Origin of the sequence: Psychromonas sp. KJ10-2 (assembly GCF_047323255.1) — a bacterium.
In the GTDB taxonomy this organism is placed as follows: domain Bacteria; phylum Pseudomonadota; class Gammaproteobacteria; order Enterobacterales; family Psychromonadaceae; genus Psychromonas.
The window spans coordinates 2,986,082-3,006,613 of sequence record NZ_CP178827.1 but is presented as its reverse complement, the minus strand read 5'-3'; the positions used below and the strand labels follow the sequence as shown (position 1 = coordinate 3,006,613).

The following is a 20,532-nucleotide window of genomic DNA, read 5'->3' as shown; positions in this document are numbered from 1 at the left end:
ACTAATCCTTTAGTAGGATATTATATAGTAAATTTAAGTGAATTTAATAAATGCCCTTTCACACTTTAAATATTATTTTTTTAATCAGATAAAACAATGACATCGGTCTATAAATAAATCTAAAGTTAATAAAAATCACACTCATAAGTTAATAACGTATATAAAAACATCACATAAAGAGCGCCAAACAACCACAGTTAGTACGAATTGACAGCAACTTTATAAACCTAAGCAAACCCCTTGAAGATTTGCTAGTATCGCGGCCTTGTTCATAATCAAATTGCGTTTTAATTGATTTTAAAGGGACTCGCGCAATCTACTAAAAGGTATCTTTATGTTAACAGTACTTAATGCTTTGAATGGTTTATTGTGGGGGCAAATTCTTGTTTATTTGTTAATAGGAACAGGGGTTTATTTCACCGTACGTTTAGGCTTCATTCAATTCCGTCATTTCTTCCATACGTTTACTGTCATGAAAGGCAGTCGCAAATCAGATAAAGAGGGTATCTCTTCTTTCCAAGCTCTCTCCACCAGTTTAGCCGCACGAGTTGGTACAGGTAACCTTGCCGGTGTTGCTATTGCAATTACAGTCGGTGGCCCTGGTGCAATCTTCTGGATGTGGTTAATCGCCCTATTAGGAATGGCAACCAGCTTTGCAGAAAGTACACTTGCACAAGCTTATAAAGTACATGATGAAGAAGGTAATTTCCGTGGTGGCCCTGCTTATTATATGGAACGTGGTTTAAATGCACGTTGGATGGGCAGCCTATTTGCAATCTTTCTGATTATTGCATTTGGTTTAGTATTTAACGCCGTTCAAGCAAACTCTATTACTGCCGCATTAAATGAGTCATTCAACTTTGATAAACTAACTGTTGGTATTGTCCTTGCACTTATATCAGGTGCTGTTATTTTCACTGGTATCCGTGGTATCGCTAAAGTAGCAGAACGAATTGTTCCAGCAATGGCATTGGTGTACTTAGTGATTGCAGCGTTTGTTGTAGTCATCAATGTAACAGAACTACCTGGTGTTATTCGCTTAATCTTTAATTCTGCTTTTGGTTGGCAAGAAGCCGCTGGTGGTGCATTTGGTGCAATGATTATGACCGGTGTTCAACGTGGTTTATTCTCAAATGAAGCAGGTATGGGTAGTGCAGCAAACGCAGCTGCAACAGCCTCTCCTTACCCACCTCACCCAGCATCACAGGGTTATGTGCAAATGCTAGGTGTATTTATTGATACCATCATCATTTGTACTGCAACGGCGTCTATCATTCTATTATCAGGTGGATTAGATTCGTTCTCTGGTATGGGTGGTGTTGAAATCACACAACGTGCATTAGACTTCCAAGTTGGTAACTGGGTGGTTCTTTTGTTGCAATTGCACTGCTTTTCTTTGCCTTCACTTCTATTATCGCTAACTACTCTTACGCTGAAACTAACCTAGTATTTTTACAACACAAAAATACACGTGGTTTAATCGTATTACGTATTGCAGTGTTAGCAATGATCCTTTTCGGTGCAACACAAAGCAACAATGTAATCTGGTCTTTAGCTGATGTCTCTATGGGATTAATGGCGATTGTTAACCTGATTGCTGTCCTATTACTTTCTAACGAAGTGATTAAGTTAGCAAAAGATTACAACCAGCAATTAAGCGCTGGTAAAGTGCCTACTTTTGACCGAACTAAACTACCAGAGCTAGATAAAAAAATAGAGCCTGGTGTTTGGGAAGCTAAAAAGTAACATAAAGCACCCTCGATAGACCTTACAAGATCAAAATGGATGAATCTTGTAAGGTCTATTACTTTCAGCTCTTCTAAACTCTCCAATACCTTCTTTTCATTCATAAATAAGCCTAAAAAAACAGCAAATTCAGTACAATATTCATTGATCTTTTTTTGTGATAGTTCAAACTAAAGGCAATATCACTATTTGCATTAAAGCAAGCTGTGCTTTAGCTGCCCATTCAATGGACACATAAAGGTATAAGTTAAAAATAAGTTTCTAGATAAAACTAACAACAAAATAGACTTTAACCTGCACAACTATTTAATGTAGATTTGTATCCACCACTTTCGACAATATACTTAAGGAGAAGTAATGTATCCAAACCTTAGAGACATCGGGATCCGTAACCCAGAAAATATCAAACGCTACTCATTACGCAAAGAGGGCGATAAGGATATTTTAAAAGTATATTTCCGTAAGACCGGAGCCATGTTAATCGGGCGTAGTAGTAAATATAAATTCCAACGTCAAATTAAAACCGTCAGCGGTGGTCAGCACGTTCAACATATTCAAGGCACTACTGAGTTATCAGAAATTAATCCTACCTTGCATAAAATCATTAAAGAGCTAGATAGCTTAAGTTTACAAGTCAGCACCGAAAAAGAGCTAAAACAACAGGTATTATCAGACTTAAAACACTTACAGTCGGTTGTGGATAATAAAATACAAGAGATTGAAGGTAAGTTAGACAAGCTACAATAAGCTGAATAAAACAACAGCATTAACTTCTACTTTAAAAACGAACATCATTGTTCGTTTTTTTATATCTTCAGTTTGCCTCGCCATAAACAGTATTTTAAATATCGACTTTTAATCCTGTGACCTAGTACTCGTATTAGAAAAGCGCAGCCCTTACTTTTTTGTAATTAAGTAATACAAATGATATAAAATGATCATTAAAAAGGTTTAATAAAAACAGTAAATCGGCGCAGCTTATGCTGATTTTAGTTTAAGGGATACCCCTTGAACCGCTTTATAACCTGATATTTCATTAACATTCCTTGCAGTTGAGTAACTTAGCATTACTGGGCTGGTATAAATTTATTAATTTCATAAGTAGAGGTTTAAATGTCTAACAAATCTTTTGATGCGATCAAAGCGATCAAATTAGAAAACGACAAATCTGCTGGTAATCTTCTTGATGTGATGCCAGTGCAAGTACAAAAGGCTGATATTGATCTTTCTTTCCTAGATAACCTAAGTGTTGAACATCCTCGTTTATTAGTGCAAAGCAAAGACCTAGCGGCTTTTAGAGCAAACCTAAAAGCCGATGCTGGGTATTGTAAATTCGATGCTTTCATGAATAACTCTACTAATAAATTTTTAGATGTCGCGCCTTACGCTGAGCCACAAGCGTACCCAGAAGAAACCGTTGGTAAAGCCTCACTATGGCGTCCTTACTGGCGTCAAATGTATGTAAGTTGCCAAGAAGCCTTTAACGCAACACGTAACCTATCCATTGCCGGTATAGTATTAGAAGATGACGCAATCATCGCTAAAGCCAAAGCGTGGACATTACAACTCGCCTCTTACGATCCAGAAGGTGTCACCTCACGTGGTTATAATGATGAAGCTGCTTTCCGTGTTATTGCAGCCATGGCTTGGGGTTATGACTGGCTACATGCTTACTTTTCAGAGCAAGAGCGTGAAACAGTAAAACAAGCATTGATCGTCCGTTTAGAAGAGATCATGCATCATCTACAAGTAACCGTTGACCTATTAGCTAACCCATTGAATAGTCACGGTGTGCGTTCAATTTCATCTGCGGTTATCCCAACCTGTATCGCGCTATACAATGAATACCCTAAAGCACGTGAATACATTGAATACGGCATCGAATACTATGCGGTACATTACCCACCATGGGGTGGAAAAGATGGCGCATGGGCTGAAGGTCCAGACTACTGGAATACGCAAATGGCATTCCTAGGTGAATCATTTGATTTACTAAAAAGCTACACCTCTATCAACATGTTTAATAAAGAGTTCTACAAGAATACTGGTGATTTCATCATGTACTGTATGCCTGTTCACTCAAAACGTGCAAGCTTCTGTGACCAATCAAGTATTGGTGACTTCCCAGTGGTTAAAACTGGCTTACAACATCAAACATTTTGCAGGTGTAAACAACAAACCTGAATACATTTGGTACTACAACCAACTGAAAGCACGCGATACAGAAGCGCATACTAAATTCTACAACTTCGGTTGGTGGGACTTTGGTTACGATGACTTACGTTTTGATTACCTGTGGAACGATATGCCTGAAGTTAAACCTTCAGATGAGCCACAGCTTAAAGTCTTCCCAATCACAGGTTGGGCAGGTTTCCACAGCAATATGACAAACCGTGATGAACATATTCATATGGTTTACAAATGTAGCCCATTCGGTTCTATCAGCCATTCACACGGCGACCAAAATGCTTACACATTACATGCATTTGGCGATACCTTAGCGGCTATCACAGGTTACTACGGTGGTTTCGGTGTAGATATGCACATCAAATGGCGTCGTCGTACTTTCTCTAAAAACTTACCTTTATTTGGTGGTAAAGGTCAGTATGCAGAAAACACAACAACCAACTTTGAAGGCGAACACCAAGATCGCTACTGTGTTGAAGCGGGTGGTAAAATCACAGACTTCGATACAGAATCAGATCTATTATTCGTTGAAGGCGATGCATCAACCTCTTACCAATTCCACAATCCAGATTTAGAATCTTACAAACGTAAAATCTGGTTTGCTAAAGGTAAAGTCTTTGTGATGCGTGATCTGGCAACTCTTAAAAGCGAGCAAGACTTAACTTGGTTATTACACACCACTTTCAAAACAGAAACAGCTAAGGACTCATTCCAAATTATTGGTGACAATGCACTATTAGATGTGTCATTTATCAATGAAGCGACGGATGATTTACTAAGCATTGAAAATGTTGAAGGCTTTGGTGAAGTTGACCCAAGTGAATATAAAGATCTTGAGATCCACCGCCATGTTGAAGCGAAATTTAAAGCGAAGAAAGAACACAACATCCTCACTTTATTAGTACCAAGTAAAGTCAATGGCCCTAAAACAGAGGTCTCGTACAACCTTACTGACACAAGCTTAACACTGACTATCGATGGTGAAGATGTAGTGATTGAGCTTTAACTTAGCCTTCACTAAAAGGCTTACTTATAAAACAGCCAATACTAGAAAGCCGCTTATCATAAGCGGCTTTCTTATTTATAGATTAACATTCAAATTAAAAGAACCCCATCGGGTTAATATCGTAGCTGACCAGCATATTCTTCGTTTGTTGATAATGCGCTAACATCATCTTATGGTTTTCACGTCCAATACCTGATTGCTTATATCCGCCAAATGCAGCGTGTGCAGGGTACAGGTGATAACAATTTGTCCATACACGCCCCGCTTGAATACCACGTCCCATACGATACGCAATATTACTGTCTCTCGTCCATAAGCCTGCACCTAAGCCAAACTCACTATCATTAGCAATCCTTAAAGCATCAGCTTCATCTTTAAAGGTCGTGACACTAATAACTGGACCAAAGATCTCCTCTTGGAAAACTCGCATATGGTTGCTACCTTTTAACAAGGTAGGTTGAATATAGTAACCATCATCAGCCCCATCTACATTCTCAATAGCACCGCCGGTTAATACTTCAGCGCCCTCCTCTTTACCAATCTCAATATAGGATAGAATTTTGTCATATTGTACTTTTGACACTTGTGCTCCCACTTGGCTATCAGTGTCAAACGGGTTGCCTTGAACAATACTTTTTGTACGCTTAATCAACCGCTCAATAAACTCATCGGCGATCGACTCCTGTACTAATAAACGTGATGGACAAGTACACACTTCCCCTTGATTAAAGAATGCTAACGCCGCCCCCTCTAAACATTTATCAATATATGTATCCTCATGATTCATCACATCGGCAAAGAAAATATTAGGCGATTTACCACCTAATTCTACCGTTGAAGGGATCATATTGTCTGCAGCACAATGCAAAATACGCTTACCAATTGGACTAGAGCCAGTAAAGGCAATTTTAGCAATACGTGTAGAAGTCGCTAATGCCTGCCCAGCTTCTTCACCAAAACCATTTACAATATTTAAAACACCTGCAGGTAATAGATCACCAATAATCTCCATTAAAAATAAAATGGATAAAGGGGTTTGTTCGGCTGGTTTAAGAACGATGCAGTTCCCTGTTGCTAACGCAGGTGGAATTTTCCAAGCGGCCATCAATAGTGGGAAATTCCAAGGGATGATTTGTCCAACAACACCTAATGGCTCATAAAAATGGTAAGCCACTGTATTGTGGTCTATTTCACCTAATGATCCCTCTTGAGCGCGAATACAACCAGCAAAGTATCTAAAATGGTCAACAGCTAAAGGCACATCTGCCCCCATGGTTTCTCGGATACATTTACCATTATCCCAAGTTTCAACCAAAGCAAGAAGCTCTAAATTCTCTTCAATCTTATCTGCTATTTTAAGCAGAATATTAGAGCGTTCAGTAACAGAAGTATTCGCCCAGGCTTGTTTCGCGCCATGTGCAGCATCTAAAGCAAGGTCAATATCTTGTTGTTCTGAGCGAGCGACTTCACAAATATCTTCCCCTGTGACAGGGCTTTTATTAGTGAAATATTGTCCATTTACAGGGGTAACCCATTGTCCATTAATGTAATTATCGTAACGTGATTTAAACGTAATTTGTGACTCCGAAGAACCTGGATTTGGATAAATCATAAACACCTCTCAGTTATTTGTATGCCTCTATGTGATATTCATCCTATCTATGCGTTTTTTAAATGCATGACTGATAATCCAAAAATATTGACTGGTAGTTTCAAATAGTAGGGAGCGTGGTAAAAATGATAACTCAACATGTTCAAGATCAAAGAAATAAGCCGCAAGTTTTGGTAGAGAACAAAACCTCTTTTGCTGGAGAAGATGCTGAATTGAGTATTTATGACACCTTTGAATCTGCTTCTAATATCAAACTTGCGTCTGACCAATTAATGTTTTGCGGTATGCTATCTGGTAAAAAAATAATGCATAGTTTACACAGACGGTTTGAAACGGAGTTCTTCCCACATGAATCCTTTATTATGGCGCCAAACCGCCCAATTCAGATTGATTTCCCCGATGCCACACTAGCTTCCCCAACCAGCTGTATCGCCATTGAAATTAGTCATAATCGCGTTAAAAAGATATGCGATAAACTCAATGCCAATGCACCTTTATCAAGTTATCAGCAAGAATGGCAGTATGATAATAAACTAATGCACACACACCATAATGCCGAAACCCAAACCCTGTTAGGGCGTATGATCAATATTTTTACTGAGAATCATCCGGATAGAAACTTTATGGTGGATCTCGCGGTAAGTGAACTTATTACGCGTTTATTAAGAGAGCAAACTCGGGATTTTATTATTTGTCACAGCCTTAACGATCCGGAGCATAACGGCATTAACTCAGTGGTAGCCTACCTATATAAGCACTTAGCAGAGACTATTAATATTGAAGCGTTAATTAAAATATCCTGTATGAGTCGCACTAAATTTTTCTCTGAATTTAAACGGACTATCGGCTGTACACCTCAAGACTTTTTATTTCAATTACGCCTTAAAAAAGCAGCAGATCTATTGAAGAAAAATAACTCAGTAACCCAAGTCTGCTTCGCCACCGGTTACTTAAGCACGAGTCACTTTAGTCGCAGCTTTAAGAAGTTTTTTGGGATTAACCCAACTCAATACAAACTCAGACATAATCCAAACTCGGCAATAATCCCACATGACGAATTAAGCATTAACAATGTTGGTATATAAGCATCAATAAAAAATAATAACTCAGCGTTTGTATTCTGAAAGTCTATTATTTATGGCATAAAATGGGCATAGTCGGTATATCTACTCGCATTACGTTTATGACTTACCAAACACCCATTACCATGGCTAATAAAGTACAAAAATAGGCAACGACGCAAGCTATAAACGACTCAAAAAGTGCAAACTCTTATGTCTCACCTTCTAATACCCTACTCACCAAGACAGTTCATAACTATAAAAAGAGACATAAATTTAAAGATTTCTCTGCAATTTCAACTATCTTCCTCGTTAAGTAAGCGTTAAGATCCGCACGCTAATTTAACTTAGCAATTCTCAGGGCGGGGCGAAATTCCCCACCGGCGGTAAGCCTTACAGGTAAGCCCGCGAGCGCTTTATTAATGATTCAACCTCATAATAAAGGTCAGCAGATCTGGTGTAACTCCAGAGCCGACGGTTAAAGTCCGGATGAAAGAGAAACCAAAGCACTGCATGTTGCAGGGCTAATTTACATGACCTAAAAATTAGGTGGTGTAACTCTCAATGCCCTGATTCTGGTAACTATTCAAAGGAAATACCATGAGTCAGTCTCTATTAAGTTTATTCGGTGATGCACATACGCGTGTATCAAATGCCATTCAATCAATCAAAAATGGTTCAGGTGTCCTCGTCGTAGATGATGAAGACAGAGAAAATGAAGGTGACTTTATTTTTGCAGCAGAATCATTAACCACGCCACAAATGGCCATGATGATCCGTGAAGGCAGTGGCATAGTCTGTTTGTGTTTGCCAACATCCACCACAGAAAAACTTCAACTGCCGCAAATGGTCAGCCATAACACCAGCCAAAATACCACTGCTTATACCGTGAGTATCGAAGCAAAGCACGGTGTTACCACAGGTGTTTCAGCCGCAGATCGTGTTACCACCATCAAAACAGCCGTAGCAGTAAACGCAACAGCGAAAGACCTCTCACGACCAGGCCATGTATTCCCGCTACAAGCCGTTGAAGGTGGCGTATTAGTACGCAGAGGCCATACCGAAGCAGCCGTGGATTTAGCGACATTAGCCAGGTTTGCACCGGCAGGTGTTATTTGTGAATTAAGCAATGCAGATGGGTCAATGGCCCGTTTACCAGAAGTCGTTAAATTCGCCCAGCAACACAATATGCCAGTATTGAGTATTGATGATTTAGTGCATTATATTAAAGCCGAACAGGTAGCCTAATTCATATATAGCTAAGGTGTAGTTTTGGGTTGCCAAAACGTCTAAAACTGAAGTGAGTTATAGCTTTGTGGGCTGTCTATAGTGATATAGATGGCCTTTTTTGTTGTCGTAACAACGAGTGCTTTTTATATTGTTCAGTGATATTTAAGAGTTGGTTCGTCTACGCTCAACGTAGCTTAATGAATAATTGTGACTTGGTGTTCCGCCCTATCGGCGTGTTACTTTCTTTTGAGTGGCCAAAAGAAAGTAACCAAAGAAAAGGCCACACCGGATATTTTTTAATCTCCTCTTTTGAAAATATAGCAATGAGTACCTTCTTAACGCACCGCTCATAAGCGGCGTCCATGCCGCGAAGTTCGCTAGCAACGCCAAAGGCCACGCAGAGCTTAGCCCGCTCATATGACTATGCTGTCGCATAAATCGCTCCCTGCCTAACCTTGCTAAAGGCAATCATTGATTCAGAAAAATATAACGGGGAAATTGATGTAGCCGTATTGAGCCTACCAACCCACTCAATATCTTTTAAAAATAGCACCTTACCCAAAGTAACCAACTTAAACGTACCGTTTCGGACGTGCATCCATGCACTAGCCTCAACTAATCCAAACATCCTGTTTGGCTTTACTAAAATGCATTGATTGCTTGGGAAAGCTCAACGGCGGGAACTTGTAGCCATAATAAGTATTGCTTCTTATGCGCTCATATCCAACATCCATACCTAACCTTGCTAAAGACAATCATTCATTCAGAAAAAATATAACGGGGAAATTAATTTAGCCATGCTGAGTGCTCTAAGTTGCTTACTTGGGATAGCTCAACGGCGAGAATTTGTAGCCATAACGAGTATTGGTTCGTCTGCGCTCATCCTAGCTTAATGAATAATGATCGCTTGGTGTTCCGCCCTGTCGGCGTGTTACTTTCTTTTGAGTGGCCAAAAGAAAGTAACCAAAGAAAAGGCCACACCGAATATTTTTTAATCTCCTCTTTTGAAAGTATAGCAATGATTACCTTCTTAACGCACCGCTCATACGCGGCGTCCATGCCGCGAAGTTCGCTAGCAACGGCATCCCTGCCTTAGCTTGCTAAAGGCAATCATTGATTCAGAAAAATATAACGGGGAATTTATCTAGCCATGTTGAGTGTTCTAAGTTGCTTACTTGGGATAGCTCAACGGTGAGAATTTATAGCCATAATGAGTATTGGTTCGTCTGCGCTCATCCTAGCTTAATGAATAATGATCGCTTGGTGTTCCGCCCTGTCGGCGTGTTACTTTCTTTTGAGTGGCCAAAAGAAAGTAACCAAAGACTATTCAGGCTTTCCTTTGTTAATGCGGAATAATGCCACCTACCCCATCACAAAATATTGACCTTTCCTTCTAATTAATTGATTTACTGTTCAATAAACGTATTATCAAAAGATGGATAACAAATAAAACTATTCCGTATTTCCATCGGAAATATTGAATTTTTGGTTTAAGAAGCTGTTATAACTCTCATCTCAGTTTGGAGCAATGATGGAACTCAAAGACTTTGTAAAAGCAACTTTAGAACAAATAGTCGAAGGTGTGGTAAACGCACAAGATTCAATAGAGCCTCACGGTGCATCTATTAATCCAACTAGTCTTAGATATACCAAAGATGGTCAAAGTAATAATTTTGACCATGCTATGCCACAAGATGTTGTTTTTGATGTTGGTCTAACATCAACAGATAAATCAGGCTCTTCTGAAGGAATTGGCGTATTTCTGGGTAGTATCAATTTAGGTAAAAAGAATAATACGGGATCTGAATCAGTTGCGATAACTAAAGTTAAATTTACTGTTCCTTTAGTTTTACCACTCGGTAAAGATATGAAAGCCTCTAGAAAACCAATGAAAATAAACGGCTAAAGAGAGTTATAAGGCAATAAAACAGGGCTAAAAAACAGTTTGTAGTAATCATCAAGGAAAGTAGAATGCCCAAATTTACGAATGACTCAGTCAGAGAACATATTAAACTGGCTCTTTCTCCGTCACTTAACAAAAGTGATCACAAAAAAGCATCCAACTTTTTAATTGAATACTACGGTGAAATATTTGATTCTCAATCTACACATTTAAAACCAACGATAATAGCTTTCATTGTAATAAACCTGATAGCTTTATTGATTGGTTTCTTAAGCCTTCTTTGGTTAGGTTATTTATTTTTGCTCTTGGTTTGGCGGTCGGTTGGCTTTCAACTAATAGCGAGAAAGTATTCGGTTAAATGAGCTTAGAAAGACAAGTCGTTTAAAAGGACAAAGAACAGTTGACCTTTACTCCTTCGTCGCTAATTTCAGTCAACAGTTTTTGTCTCTTAACGAGTCGTCATATGCACATTGGAGTATTATCGTAATGGAAATGAATACATTAATATTGTTTGTAATTGCAGCCCTATCAATAAACCTGATACCTGGACCAGATGTTATCTACATTGTAACGAATACAATGAAAGGAAAAATGAAGGCTGGCATTAAAGCTTCACTAGGCTTAGGTGTTGGTTATTTGATTCATACTTTAGCTGCCGTTTTAGGTCTTTCCGCATTGATTTTGAGCTCCGCATTTTTATTCACGATAATTAAATATTTAGGTGCCGCTTATTTACTCTATCTTGGCGTAACATCGATTATTAATTGTTATCGTAACAACTCTAAAATTTGTGTAGATAATTCAAATGAAAAGCAAAATAACGTGTTCAAACAAGGTGTCATTGTCAGTGTATTAAATCCTAAAGTAGCCATGTTCTTTCTCGCATTTCTACCTCAGTTTATTGACCCTTTGGCAGTCAATGCTACAAGTGAATTACTAACTTTGGGTTTATTATTTAGTTTTCTAGCAACAGGTTGCAACTTGTTCTATGCAAGTTTAGGAAGCATTTTATTTAGCAGTTCTAAAGCTTTGAAATACTCAAGAGTACTTGAAGGTGTATCAGGAACAATCTTAATTGGTTTAAGCGCAAAAATAGCGCTAAGCAGTAATAAATAATGCATATGAAAATCGTTAAAATAAAAAAACAATTGGTTACCTTCCAGTTCGCACCACATTACAACCCACCATTTTAATCCGCTTATGCGGACGTATACCTTTTGGAGTTATTCGTGTCGAAAATAGAACATTTAAATATCACTGTGCCAGATATAGATGAAGCGATTAAATTTATTCAAATTGTCGCCCCTGATTTTAAAGTAAGAAAAGATGTAAAATCACCTACTAGTTATCGTTGGACACATATTGGCAATGATGAGTATTATTTTGCTCTTCAAGAAGCTCATTTAGATGCAGAGCCTGAAAGTCCTCGAAAAACATATAAGAATTATGGTGTTAACCACATCGCAATTGTTGTTGATGACCTTTTGAAAGTAGAAAGTGATTTGGTAAAGCATGGTTATAAGCGCAGTATTGAAACGCCTGTAGAGAAACACCGTAACAGGTTGTATTTCTTTGATAATTTTGGGTTTGAGTGGGAGTTAATTGAATATAGCTCTCAAGAGCCTACTGAAAAATTTTTATACGAATAAAGGGATACAAGTTATTTAAATGGGTAATAACCTTCCCCCGTTGTAGTGGGCATCTTTCTCATCTCACAAAGGAAGCTGAAATGCCTGACAATAGGATTTTAGCCAATTAATGTTAAAGCTAAAGCAACATCAAAAAATAAAGCATCCCGTTAATAGCGTCAGCACAAGGGTGAAATATCAGCTGACGCTAAACACACTAACACCATTCTGCCTTTCCGTTGTTAATACGGAATAACTCCATCTTTCCACATCATTAAATTTTGACTTTCCATCCTAAACATTTGATTTACTGCTTATGCAGCGTATTATCAATTAATTTTTAACAAATAAAACTATTCCGCATTTCCATCAAAATATGGAATTTTTCGGTTTAATACGCTGTTAAGTGTATTGAGCTAGGAGTTTTACATGATTGATTTGCTTGATAAAGCAATTGAATTTTCAAATGAAAATATAACTAAGTTTCAATTTAGTACTAGGAATAAATACCAATCTTATTCGGTTGGAATTTACTGCTCAGTTTTAGAGCTGTCCCAATCATTTAGTACGCTTATTGAGAACAAAAATTATACTGGATCATTATCTGTTTATCGTACTTTTCTAGAAAATTACGTTGATTTAAAAAACTTGAAAAATGACTCCCAATATACCGATCAACTAGATCATGATAACTTAAGCAACTTAAAAAAAGACTTAGCATCAGCAAAGTCTGGAAATCCATTTTTAAAATCTATTGCTAAATATGCAGACAAAAAGATACCAGAGTTAACTACTGATATTAAAGCTCTTAAATCCTCTATGGTCGTTAAACCATTAAGAATTAGAGGGAAATTTGAAAGTGCCAACATGGAAAATGAATATTTTGGTTTATATCCCAAGCTTTGCTCTGAAGCTCATTGCAGTGTATCTGCAATTTTAGATCGACATTTTTCACTTGATATTGAAAAAGATATTGTGGAAGTTATTGTTAATTCTAAAGACTCACGTGATGACTTTGATTATTACCTTTGTAATATGGCTCATCAATTAATGGATGCAGGTGCATTGTTGTGTGATATTTTGGAAGACAAGAGAGTTAACATTTATTTGAGTGAAAGAGATCAAATTCAAAAAGCTGTTGAAGAAAAGCACACTTAACAAGCACTTTAAACGGAACTTGATGCTCACCCACTTTAGTAGACACCTCCTCTATACACTGAGGAGGTTGAAATGCCCAAATATACACAACCAAGAAAGACCTGGTTTTATCCAGTAAGCTTTAAAATTAAAGCGGTCAAACTAAGCTTAAGAGACGATGTAATGTCTAAGGATGTTGCTTCAGCACTTGATATTCATCCATTAATGTTAAGTCGGTGGCGAAAAGAGTATCGAGAAGGAAAGTTCTTAAAGGTACAGCGCTACAGTGTCGATAGTGAAAATATGAAAAAAGTCCCTACTAAAAAAGAATTAACTGCAATTCAGAAGCTTCAGAAAGAAAATGAGCGTTTGAAATTGGAGAATGGTTTGCTAAAAAAGTGGCAACGGTATCTGGCGGAAGTACATCAGAACGATTTGGATTCATCCAAGGGTTCGGAGAAGTCTTAGGCGTCAAATACCTTTGTGAATGGCTTGAGGTCTCTCGCAGTGGCTACTATGCCTGGTTAAAAAGGTCTATTTCGGTGAGGGCCTTATCAGATGCAGTTTTGTTGCAAAGTATTAAGAAAGTGTTTAACGATAATCACCAAACTTATGGAAGCCCCCGAGTCTTTCATGCCTTAAAAAGGGCTGGCATAAGAACAAGTGGAAAGCGGGTTGCACGATTAATGCGTGAAAATGGGCTAAGGGCACGGGCAATAAAAACTTATAGCAAGCCCGCTAAGATAAAGTTCTTTTATAAAGAAATACAAAATGAACGTAAGAATATTGAGAAGCCAACAGATATCAATCAACAATGGTCAGGTGATATTACGTATCTTAAAGTTGGAACTAAGTGGCACTATCTTGCAGTCGTTATTGACTTGTTTTCACGTAGAGTTATCGGGTGGGCTTTTGGGAAGAACAAATCTACAGAGCTTACTCTTAAAGCATTACGTTTGGCGATTAAAAAGCGTCAACCTGTCAATCGTGTATTGTTTCATACAGACCGAGGTGCGGAATATAGAGCACATAATGTTCAGGAATATTTAAAAAGACACAACATTAATGCGAGTATGAATCGACCAGGGTGTTGCACGGACAATGCAGAAGTAGAGTCATTTTTTCACTCGCTTAAAGCCGATTTAATTCGAGGAAATCGTTTTGAAACAATGAGTAAGTTGCATTCTAAGCTTAAAGGCTATTTAAACTATTTTTATAATCGACAGCGCTTGCATTCGAGCTTAGGATATAAAACACCTGTAGAATATGAATTAGCAAAGATATAACAAGTGGAAGGTGTCCACTTTTGCGGGTGAAGATCAACTCAAACAGTGGGCGTTATATGAAAACTAAGGATAGGTTATGACTTCTAAAACTGACATTAGTATCTTCATCGATAATACTGGTCATGATGTTGATAAAAATTTTGGTAATTTTTTAAAAGAAAGAATTTTAAGCTTAATACTGGACGTACCTCTTCAGGTTAGAACATTTGAAGATATTGGTGAGGCTCATGAGAGCGATCCAAATAATGAAAATAATACACTAAATGCCATAAGTGATGCCAATATTGTTATTCCAATAATATCTTCTTTATACGTAAATTATGTAACACCAAATATAGAGCGTGCTATTAATCATGTCATAAGTTCAGAGGATAAATATTTATTTCCAATTTTGTTAGACGAGGCAGACTGGAGTAATCACGATTGGGTTGTAAAGAGTCAGGTCACACCAGAAAATGCGGATCCATTGTCGTCTTATAATGAGAATGACCAACAAAAAATTATTAATGGTTTGGTTAAAAAGATCAAAAGTATAATACGAAACTTAAATTTCAGCGCAGAACCTTGGCAAACACGAACTGTAAGTAAGAAAATAAGTACCGAAAGAGCGGTTTTCATTTCACACGATCATGATGACGCAGATTTCGCTGAACTCCTACAGTTAAAGCTTGAAAAAGAGGGAATCAATAGTTGGATTGACACCGAGCGATTAAAGATTGGACAAGATTGGAGAGAAGAGATTGATAAGGGAATCGAAGATAGTAGCGCAGTAATTGCAATTATGACTCCTGAGGCAAGAAAATCTGAATATGTTACATATGAATGGGCTTTTGCATGGGGTAAAGGAAAAAATATCTTCCCCATAATGCTTAAACAAACTCAACTTCATCCTAGGTTGGAATCATTACAGTATTTGAATTTTACTAACAACTCGACTAGGCCGTGGGAAGAGTTAATTGGTTCTATTAAAGATATTTCTGCAAGTAAATAGCACATATAACAAGACAAATTAACATGGATATTTTGTTACGCAACGCTCCACAAAATCCCAGTTATTTACGACGTTATAACTAAAAGGTACGATTTGTGAAAGTTGAAACATACAAAGTTAATGAGAAACATAGGAAAAACTCAGCAAAATCGGATTGTTCTCAGTGGGTAGTTTCTGATTTTCATGAAATTAAACTTTTTGCTGCAGGTCAGATCAATGGGTGGATTTGTGACAACAATAGGACGATTTGGTCAATTGAAAAAGTAAATGGAAGTATCACCATATTGGGTGATAATGGCTCTAATGATGCAAAATTAGCTAAATACATTGTTGACCATAACAATGAATGGCATGGCTACCCTGTGTCGCCCATTCGAAGTGGTGATAAGCCATCAAACATAATACTCGAAGATTGGGAAAATAAAAAACTCATCACAAGACCTGAGCGAAGAAAAATAAATTCAGGGAAATATTAAATAATGAATGAGATAAAATTATTTATTGAAGGCCAATTCTTAGATTCATATATCTATTCTGGTAATTTGTTTCTTTTAGATGAAGATTATTTTTTAAATATTTATAAGTGGGATCGATTGGTTGATATCGCTACCTTAAATAGTGAATCTGATGAACTAGCAATGGTTTTGAGAGATAGCACTTGTAGCTGTACAATAGATAAAAAAGAAAGAGAAGTAATTATAACATCTTCGGATTTAAAGTCTTCCTGCAATCTTCAATTGAGCTTGGAGTTTGGCCTTCAGATATTAATGTATTTGCTAATGTTTTATATATATCTTCAGAAAATGGAGTTGTACGATATGACCTAGATTATCAAAATGGTGAACTGAGTAACCAGTTTATGATCTTTGATGAAATGAGTTTTTCTATCTCGCCTAATTCTTCGAATAGGTTAGCTATAGCCTCGGGTAAATCAGGTGTGTTGACATTCGTTCCAAAATCGAAAAGCTTAAGTCGAAGCGATGTAAAAGAGTTTACTTCTTCAATATGTACAGATGTAGATTGGCAGTCAACCGTTTTATTAGCGAATACAACTTCAGGTGTCGAGAGGGCAGATTTTAAACCAATGCCTTTATATAATGATTTTATTGAGAAATCTGAATTCTATGAAAAATTCAAAGAGTTCAAAACGTACACCCCTAATGTAACTATCAAAGATCAGGCTAAATTATCGTGGATTGGTGGTGATAAAGTTTACTCCTTAAATCTCGATAATACTATTAGTGTAGAGGGGTCGCCAGAAGGTCTGTGATTTCCTCAGTGGAGAACAGAGTTGAAGATAGGATATTAAAGGCTAAAAGTTCAGCATTTGGTGCTATTTTGGAAACAGATTCTGCACTTTTTTTACTAGAGGTGAAGAGGCAACTAAAATTTTTGATGAACCTGTTAACTGGCGAGTTTTTCCTAGGGCTAAATTTTATGCAAATCATCTCCATATAATAAGTCTCGATACTATTGAAATACGGATTATTCCATCTAGTAATGATGATATTCTTGGCTTTGATACGGAAAACATCGATTTGCAAGGGTAGAGTTATAATCGGGTAGCTGGAGAAGTCTAACCTCCAACTCTTACAATACGGTACATGCACCTCCGCACAGGGCAGTTCATCTTATAGTAAATTTTAATCTACATATCCTTTAATGATACCAATCTTTGTCCTGCTAAAAACGTGATAATGGGGTCAGTCTTGTTTTTGCCTTTTAAAAATACTTTCCCCCCAAGCAAAACCACTCCCAATGCGGCTACGCCCCCCACCGTTGAGCTTTCCCAAACGTTCAATGACTTTCAGCAACAGCATACAGGACGTTTGCTGTAAGCTCATTCAGCACATGGACGTGCTGTAGAGCTGGTGCGTTAAGAAAGGCAATGAGCGGTTGGATAAGAAAGCGATCCGGTGGCCAGTTTCTTTGCATCCTTTCTTTTCTGGTAAAAGAAAGGGTGTCGCCGACAGGGCGAAAACACTGCTAGTAATAATCAAATTGACACGATGAGCGCAGACGAACCAACACTCAAAACGGCTAAGCTTAGCCCTTGTTGCTTAGACCTTGTTTTGCCTTTTAAAAAGCGTCCACAAAGCCCCAAGAAAAACGCTAACAAGAGCAAACCGCAACTGTTCACACCTTACTCGGGGAAGATCCCTCAATCGCTTAACTTGCTGTTTATAATGTGAGGGCTTATCATTCATCTCACTCATTCGTATTTATCCCGTGGCGATGTGCATCACTATCACACTGATGATGTCATCACCTATGCTCACATACAGGAAGTAACATGAAAAAACAGACGCGTTTATGTACTGCATTACTTGCAGTGACCTTTTTATTATCGGGCTGTGAATCCGTTTATTACTCGACGATGGAAAAAGTAGGGATCCACAAGCGTGATATTCTGATTGACCGAGTAGAAGAAACAAAAGAATCGCAAGAAGAGTCACAGGAAGAGTTTCAATCTGCACTTGAGCGTGTCACAACCTTGATCGACTTTCAGGGCGGTGATTTACAAGAGACTTATAATGCGCTGAACAGTGATCACCAATCAAGCTTATCGGCGGCTAATGAGGTGTCTGCTAACATTGATAAAGTAGAAGATGTAGCGACAGCATTATTTGAGGAATGGGCTGAAGAACTGACACAATATAAAAGCGCGTCTTTGAAGCGCCAAAGTAGCCAAAAGCTCACCAATACACAACGTCAGTTCGATACCATGTTACGCTCTATGCGCAAATCAGAAAGTAAAATGGAGCCAGTATTATCCTCTTTGAACGATAATGTGTTGTACTTAAAACATAATTTAAATGCGCAAGCGATGTCAGAGATAAAAGGTGAATTCACTAACCTTAAGCGTGATATTCAGCAATTAGTGGATGATATGAATACTTCTATTGCTGATTCAAACAAGTTCATTGAACAAATGAATAGCGGTAACTAATACCAATTGTATTAAATAACTGATCTAAATTTTGCGCCGGAAAAATGGCTTAGTTTGAGGCGTAACTTGATGTAAATGGTTGTTCCCTATACGAAACTTACAACGAAAAAATAAGTTGTTTTAACAAGTAAAATAGATCAGTTACTTACTATGATTGGTATAATAACCCTAACAAATAAAAAAGCCTGATTAATATCAGGCTTTTTTATGATGATTTTTCTTTATTCGCGAGTCTATGTGAAGGCATGTCTCAATACGATGTCACGCTCTTCACTCACTAACAATGTTAAGACTGCTGCACGAGATTCAAACCATAGGCAGCGATGATTAAGACCACCAGCCCTAACCCCTTGAGCAATCCTTTTTTATTCACTTCTGGCTCTATTTTGCATAATTTACCAAACCAAAAGTGTGCTAATACACTGCATAAGATGGCGTAAATAACTGTTACTTGCCCTGCCTCATTAACCGCATCAAAGGGGGTATAAAGGTAATGGATAAATGAACTTGTTATGGATGAGATAAAAAATAAAGGCGTATGTGTTAATAATGCGTAAGCAACAAAAAAAACAAAAATAGAAAACGGTAAGCGATAAGGCACTAATTTCGACTGTGGCGCAGGCTGGGTCATAGACTTCTTCTTATATAGGTAATGTAGTGTATTTTATTCATCGCGTAGATTACCTAAGCCTCTACTTTTAGCAATCTTTTAACCTCAGATCACAGCTGTAAATGTGATGATTGCACACTTCTAATATCCACAGATAATTTAAATAGCTGTTAACTATCAAAACACTAAAAACAAACGATTTAACCTATATTTAAAACTAAATTATATTAGCTGTACATTCAACAAGGAGCGCTAATGAGCCAAATACAAAACAATCCTCTACCCAATACAATTAATTGCCCTGCGAATATGCCAATTAAAGAGACTGCGTTAGTTGTTGAAGGTGGCGGACAACGTGGTATTTTCACTGCGGGGGTATTAGACAGCTGGTTAGCACATGACTTTAATCCATTTTCACTATTGATCGGCACCTCTGCTGGTGCTCAAAATTTATCAACCTATATGACACGTCAATCAGGTTTTGCTAAACGATCTATTATGCAACTATCTAGACACCCTAATTTTTTTAGTATGAAACGCTCTTTCTCTAAACGTAATGCAATGGATCTAGACTGGTATTTTGATCGCGTGAGCGAGCCAGAGTATCAACTGAATATACAATGTGCAGAAAGCCAATTAGTGAATCGACAATTGCTATTTTCTGCCACTAATATAAAAGGGTTTGGTCCGGCCTTTCTTGAGCCCACTGCAGATAGTTGGTTGACTATGTTAAAAGCATCTAGCGCGTTACCTTATCTATATAAAAAAGGCGTCGCGATCGGTACCGATAATTTTGTCGATGGAGGAGTTGCATTACCGATTCCAATTCAAGAAGCTTATAATCGTGGTGCTAAAAAAATCATTGTATTACGTACTGCGCCTACTGACCGCAATGTTGGTTATCCATGGGCTCGTAAATTAAAGTCTTGGGTGTGTAAAACAGATAAGTGCCCCAAAGTATTGGATATTATTACTGGTTATGAGAATGCTTATAATCAAGCAATTAACTTTATTAAAAAGCCACCAAAAGATGCTCAAGTTATTGAGATTGCACCTCCAACTAAGCTTGCAAGCCGTATCCTCGGGAGTAGCGATCAAGCCTTAATGGCGGATTACCAAATGGGCTTTGAAGTCGGTCAGGCGTTTTTACAAAGCCAATCAGCACAGCTATTTAAAATGCATTAA

The 20,532-nt window shown here is 37.8% G+C and carries 19 protein-coding genes, 1 pseudogene and 1 riboswitch; of the genes and pseudogenes, 18 read left to right on the top strand and 2 right to left on the bottom strand.

Annotated elements, in window-relative coordinates; all coding sequences use genetic code 11:
* Positions 1-334: 334 nt before the first annotated feature.
* The 4 genes and pseudogenes from ACLKL2_RS14615 (at position 335) to ACLKL2_RS14600 (ending at position 4,939) form a co-directional block, all read left to right on the top strand.
* Positions 335-1,746 (top strand): annotated as a pseudogene (locus tag ACLKL2_RS14615) (alanine/glycine:cation symporter family protein).
* Positions 1,747-2,103: 357 nt separating this feature from the next.
* Positions 2,104-2,493, top strand: a complete 390-nt coding sequence (locus ACLKL2_RS14610; protein WP_113819194.1) for a DUF3461 family protein — start codon at positions 2,104-2,106, stop codon at positions 2,491-2,493.
* A 366-nt stretch (positions 2,494-2,859) separates the two neighbouring features.
* Entirely contained in the window at positions 2,860-3,930 is a 1,071-nt protein-coding gene (locus tag ACLKL2_RS14605; RefSeq protein ID WP_413692293.1) for a DUF4962 domain-containing protein, read from the top strand.
* On the top strand, positions 3,845-4,939 hold the full coding sequence (locus tag ACLKL2_RS14600; protein ID WP_413692292.1) for a heparinase II/III domain-containing protein: 1,095 nt from the start codon (positions 3,845-3,847) through the stop codon (positions 4,937-4,939). The genes ACLKL2_RS14605 and ACLKL2_RS14600 overlap by 86 nt, the downstream gene beginning before the upstream one ends.
* A 94-nt stretch (positions 4,940-5,033) precedes the next feature.
* Here ACLKL2_RS14600 and exaC read toward each other — a convergent pair whose 3' ends face one another.
* The gene (exaC, locus tag ACLKL2_RS14595; protein ID WP_413692291.1) at positions 5,034-6,551 is read right to left on the bottom strand and encodes an acetaldehyde dehydrogenase ExaC; all 1,518 of its coding nucleotides are present in this window, start codon (positions 6,549-6,551) and stop codon (positions 5,034-5,036) included.
* Positions 6,552-6,676: 125 nt separating this feature from the next.
* On the opposite strand from exaC, the gene ACLKL2_RS14590 reads away from it, so the two are divergent.
* The 13 genes from ACLKL2_RS14590 (at position 6,677) to ACLKL2_RS14530 (ending at position 18,737) form a co-directional block, all read left to right on the top strand.
* Complete coding sequence (locus ACLKL2_RS14590) at positions 6,677-7,636, top strand: helix-turn-helix domain-containing protein (protein ID WP_413692290.1); 960 nt, start codon at positions 6,677-6,679, stop codon at positions 7,634-7,636.
* A 325-nt stretch (positions 7,637-7,961) separates the two neighbouring features.
* Positions 7,962-8,117, top strand: a riboswitch (FMN riboswitch).
* A 95-nt stretch (positions 8,118-8,212) separates the two neighbouring features.
* Entirely contained in the window at positions 8,213-8,860 is a 648-nt protein-coding gene (ribB, locus tag ACLKL2_RS14585) for a 3,4-dihydroxy-2-butanone-4-phosphate synthase (RefSeq protein WP_413692289.1), read from the top strand.
* A gap of 1,510 nt (positions 8,861-10,370) precedes the next feature.
* On the top strand, positions 10,371-10,748 hold the full coding sequence (locus ACLKL2_RS14580) for a hypothetical protein (RefSeq protein WP_413692288.1): 378 nt from the start codon (positions 10,371-10,373) through the stop codon (positions 10,746-10,748).
* A 65-nt stretch (positions 10,749-10,813) separates the two neighbouring features.
* Positions 10,814-11,107: a hypothetical protein gene (locus tag ACLKL2_RS14575; protein ID WP_413692287.1), complete on the top strand. Its 294-nt coding sequence runs from the start codon at positions 10,814-10,816 to the stop codon at positions 11,105-11,107.
* A 124-nt stretch (positions 11,108-11,231) separates the two neighbouring features.
* Complete coding sequence (locus ACLKL2_RS14570; RefSeq protein WP_413692286.1) at positions 11,232-11,861, top strand: LysE family translocator; 630 nt, start codon at positions 11,232-11,234, stop codon at positions 11,859-11,861.
* 113 nt (positions 11,862-11,974) lie between these two features.
* On the top strand, positions 11,975-12,394 hold the full coding sequence (locus ACLKL2_RS14565) for a VOC family protein (protein WP_413692285.1): 420 nt from the start codon (positions 11,975-11,977) through the stop codon (positions 12,392-12,394).
* A gap of 408 nt (positions 12,395-12,802) precedes the next feature.
* Positions 12,803-13,531: a DUF5677 domain-containing protein gene (locus ACLKL2_RS14560; protein WP_413692284.1), complete on the top strand. Its 729-nt coding sequence runs from the start codon at positions 12,803-12,805 to the stop codon at positions 13,529-13,531.
* A gap of 72 nt (positions 13,532-13,603) precedes the next feature.
* Positions 13,604-14,796, top strand: a protein-coding gene (locus tag ACLKL2_RS14555; RefSeq protein ID WP_413692283.1) for an IS3 family transposase whose coding sequence is annotated in 2 segments (ribosomal slippage) — positions 13,604-13,909 and positions 13,912-14,796 — 1,191 coding nt in all. Because the reading frame shifts where the segments join, the coding sequence is not laid out codon by codon here.
* Positions 14,797-14,872: 76 nt separating this feature from the next.
* Positions 14,873-15,787 carry a toll/interleukin-1 receptor domain-containing protein gene (locus tag ACLKL2_RS14550; RefSeq protein ID WP_413692282.1) on the top strand — a complete coding sequence of 305 codons (915 nt, stop codon included), beginning with the start codon at positions 14,873-14,875 and terminating at the stop codon, positions 15,785-15,787.
* Positions 15,788-15,882: 95 nt separating this feature from the next.
* The gene (locus ACLKL2_RS14545; protein ID WP_413692281.1) at positions 15,883-16,263 is read left to right on the top strand and encodes a hypothetical protein; all 381 of its coding nucleotides are present in this window, start codon (positions 15,883-15,885) and stop codon (positions 16,261-16,263) included.
* A 3-nt stretch (positions 16,264-16,266) separates the two neighbouring features.
* Positions 16,267-16,614, top strand: a complete 348-nt coding sequence (locus ACLKL2_RS14540) for a hypothetical protein (RefSeq protein ID WP_413692280.1) — start codon at positions 16,267-16,269, stop codon at positions 16,612-16,614.
* Between the two features lie 32 nt (positions 16,615-16,646).
* A complete protein-coding gene (locus tag ACLKL2_RS14535; protein WP_413692279.1) occupies positions 16,647-17,057 on the top strand; it encodes a hypothetical protein in 411 nt (136 codons plus the stop codon).
* Positions 17,058-18,080: 1,023 nt separating this feature from the next.
* The gene (locus tag ACLKL2_RS14530; RefSeq protein WP_413692278.1) at positions 18,081-18,737 is read left to right on the top strand and encodes a DUF2959 domain-containing protein; all 657 of its coding nucleotides are present in this window, start codon (positions 18,081-18,083) and stop codon (positions 18,735-18,737) included.
* Between the two features lie 286 nt (positions 18,738-19,023).
* Here ACLKL2_RS14530 and ACLKL2_RS14525 read toward each other — a convergent pair whose 3' ends face one another.
* Positions 19,024-19,368 (bottom strand): hypothetical protein, encoded by a 345-nt coding sequence (locus tag ACLKL2_RS14525; RefSeq protein WP_413692277.1) that lies wholly within the window; start codon positions 19,366-19,368, stop codon positions 19,024-19,026.
* A 234-nt stretch (positions 19,369-19,602) separates the two neighbouring features.
* Here ACLKL2_RS14525 and ACLKL2_RS14520 point away from each other — a divergent pair, with 234 nt between their 5' ends.
* On the top strand, positions 19,603-20,532 hold the full coding sequence (locus tag ACLKL2_RS14520; RefSeq protein WP_413692276.1) for a patatin-like phospholipase family protein: 930 nt from the start codon (positions 19,603-19,605) through the stop codon (positions 20,530-20,532).

Excerpts from the sequence above, each read along its gene's own strand:
- ACLKL2_RS14520 (WP_413692276.1), top strand. The coding sequence starts at position 19,603 with ATGAGCCAAATACAAAACAATCCTCTACCCAATACAATTAATTGCCCT.
- ACLKL2_RS14580 (WP_413692288.1), top strand. The coding sequence starts at position 10,371 with ATGATGGAACTCAAAGACTTTGTAAAAGCAACTTTAGAACAAATAGTC.
- exaC (WP_413692291.1), bottom strand. The coding sequence starts at position 6,551 with ATGATTTATCCAAATCCAGGTTCTTCGGAGTCACAAATTACGTTTAAA.
- ACLKL2_RS14525 (WP_413692277.1), bottom strand. The coding sequence starts at position 19,368 with ATGACCCAGCCTGCGCCACAGTCGAAATTAGTGCCTTATCGCTTACCG.
- ACLKL2_RS14610 (WP_113819194.1), top strand. The coding sequence starts at position 2,104 with ATGTATCCAAACCTTAGAGACATCGGGATCCGTAACCCAGAAAATATC.
- ribB (WP_413692289.1), top strand. The coding sequence starts at position 8,213 with ATGAGTCAGTCTCTATTAAGTTTATTCGGTGATGCACATACGCGTGTA.
- ACLKL2_RS14535 (WP_413692279.1), top strand. The coding sequence starts at position 16,647 with ATGATCTTTGATGAAATGAGTTTTTCTATCTCGCCTAATTCTTCGAAT.
- ACLKL2_RS14575 (WP_413692287.1), top strand. The coding sequence starts at position 10,814 with ATGCCCAAATTTACGAATGACTCAGTCAGAGAACATATTAAACTGGCT.
- ACLKL2_RS14560 (WP_413692284.1), top strand. The coding sequence starts at position 12,803 with ATGATTGATTTGCTTGATAAAGCAATTGAATTTTCAAATGAAAATATA.
- ACLKL2_RS14550 (WP_413692282.1), top strand. The coding sequence starts at position 14,873 with ATGACTTCTAAAACTGACATTAGTATCTTCATCGATAATACTGGTCAT.
- ACLKL2_RS14540 (WP_413692280.1), top strand. The coding sequence starts at position 16,267 with ATGAATGAGATAAAATTATTTATTGAAGGCCAATTCTTAGATTCATAT.
- ACLKL2_RS14570 (WP_413692286.1), top strand. The coding sequence starts at position 11,232 with ATGGAAATGAATACATTAATATTGTTTGTAATTGCAGCCCTATCAATA.
- ACLKL2_RS14590 (WP_413692290.1), top strand. The coding sequence starts at position 6,677 with ATGATAACTCAACATGTTCAAGATCAAAGAAATAAGCCGCAAGTTTTG.
- ACLKL2_RS14530 (WP_413692278.1), top strand. The coding sequence starts at position 18,081 with ATGAAAAAACAGACGCGTTTATGTACTGCATTACTTGCAGTGACCTTT.
- ACLKL2_RS14605 (WP_413692293.1), top strand. The coding sequence starts at position 2,860 with ATGTCTAACAAATCTTTTGATGCGATCAAAGCGATCAAATTAGAAAAC.